The organism is Microbacterium sp. Root1433D1, assembly GCF_001426835.1.
Lineage (GTDB): Bacteria > Actinomycetota > Actinomycetes > Actinomycetales > Microbacteriaceae > Microbacterium > Microbacterium maritypicum.
Window position 1 is genome coordinate 1 of record NZ_LMFN01000006.1, and the last position, 1513, is coordinate 1513.

Annotated in this window: 1 protein-coding gene; it reads left to right on the forward strand. The window is 65.2% G+C overall.

Annotated elements, in window-relative coordinates:
* Positions 1-1417: rhamnan synthesis F family protein (locus ASD13_RS17080; RefSeq protein ID WP_162243043.1), on the forward strand; the 1417-nt coding region annotated here is incomplete at its 5' end.
* Between the last annotated feature and the right edge of the window lie 96 nt (positions 1418-1513).

A 1513-nucleotide genomic window follows, 5' to 3' on the forward strand; every position in this document is an offset into this window, starting at 1 on the left:
GTTGCCGGAGATGCCGTCGTATTTCGATGCGGTGCTCAAGCACGAGACGATCTTCACGGATCATTTCGCGCAGCTCGGCTTCACCCACGACGTCGCCTACCCGTCAGCCGCGTATCCGACCGACCACCCGGCGCTGTTCAACGCCGATCTCCTGCTGCACGACGAAGCCCCGCTCCTGAAGCGTCGCCAGTTCTTCCACTACCCGCCCTATCTCGACCGTCATGCCGTCATCGGTCGGCGCGTGCTCGCCGAGGTGGAGAAGTACGGGTACCCGATGCCCATCCTCTGGCAGAACCTCGCGCGCAACGTCGCTCCGAAGATTCTCAACGCGGATGCGGGAATGCTCGAGGTCCTTCCGCCGGAGGACGTCTCCTTCGACGCGACGAGGCCGTTTCGAATCGCCGTGATCGCTCACATTCCGGACGCGTCGCTGGCTCCGGATCTGCTGGGCGCGATCGCAGAGATCGGGCAGCCCTCGTCCCTGTTCGTCACGACCAACGACGAGGACAGCGCGCGCGTGATCGAGGACATCCTCGACCAGAATCCTTCTGCCGATCGGCTCTCCGCCGTCGTCCGCGTGGTTCCGCGACGCGGACGTGACATGAGTGCGCTCCTGGTCGGCATGCGCGACGTGCTCCTCAGCGACGACTTCGATCTCGTGGTCAAGGTGCACGCGAGGCGACCGAAGACACGCTCCGCGAATGTGGTGCGCTACTTCCATCGGTACCAGACCGAGAACCTCCTCGGCACGGCCGGGTACTTCGCGAATGTGCTCGCGCTCTTCCAGCGCGAGCCGGGTCTGGGCATCGTCATGCCACCGATGATCCACATCGGATACGCCACGCCCGGCAAGGGGTGGGCGCACTACCTGCCCAGGGCGACCGAGGTCGCGAAGCGTCTCGGAATCCAGGTGCCGTTCGACGGCGTCTCTCCTCTGGCGCCCCTCGGCGGCATGTGGATCTGCCGTCCGCAGGCGTTGGCTCCTCTTCTCCAGGCCGACTGGAAGGTCGAGGATTTCGGCAAACCGGCCACCCATCGGAAGGCGGACATGGCGCGCGTGCTCGAGCGTCTGGTCACCTACGGTGCGGGGGAGGCCGGCTACCACACACGAACCGTTCTGAGCCTGGAGCATGCGGGGATCAGCCACGTCTCGATGGAGTACAAGCTGGATCAGCTCGCATCGACGACCCCTGGATACCCGATCGACCAGATCCAGTTCCTGCAGCGATCCGGGTGGATGGGCAAGGGCGGCGCTGTCGCGATGATCCGGATGCACATGAATCTCAACCATCCCGAGGTGATGGAGCGGATGCGGCCCGTGCTCGCTCCGCTCATGCGCGTCGCTCGCGTCAGCGTCGGCGGGCTCCGCCAGGTGCTGCGATCCGGCGCGGGGCTTCTCAAGGGAGGTCGGCGATGAGTCGGGTGCCGGGTGTTTTTCCGGTGGGTGGTCGTCGGCTCGTCGTGTATGTGGTGTTCGACCGGCGTGGTGGTGTGGACGATTATGTTCCGTACG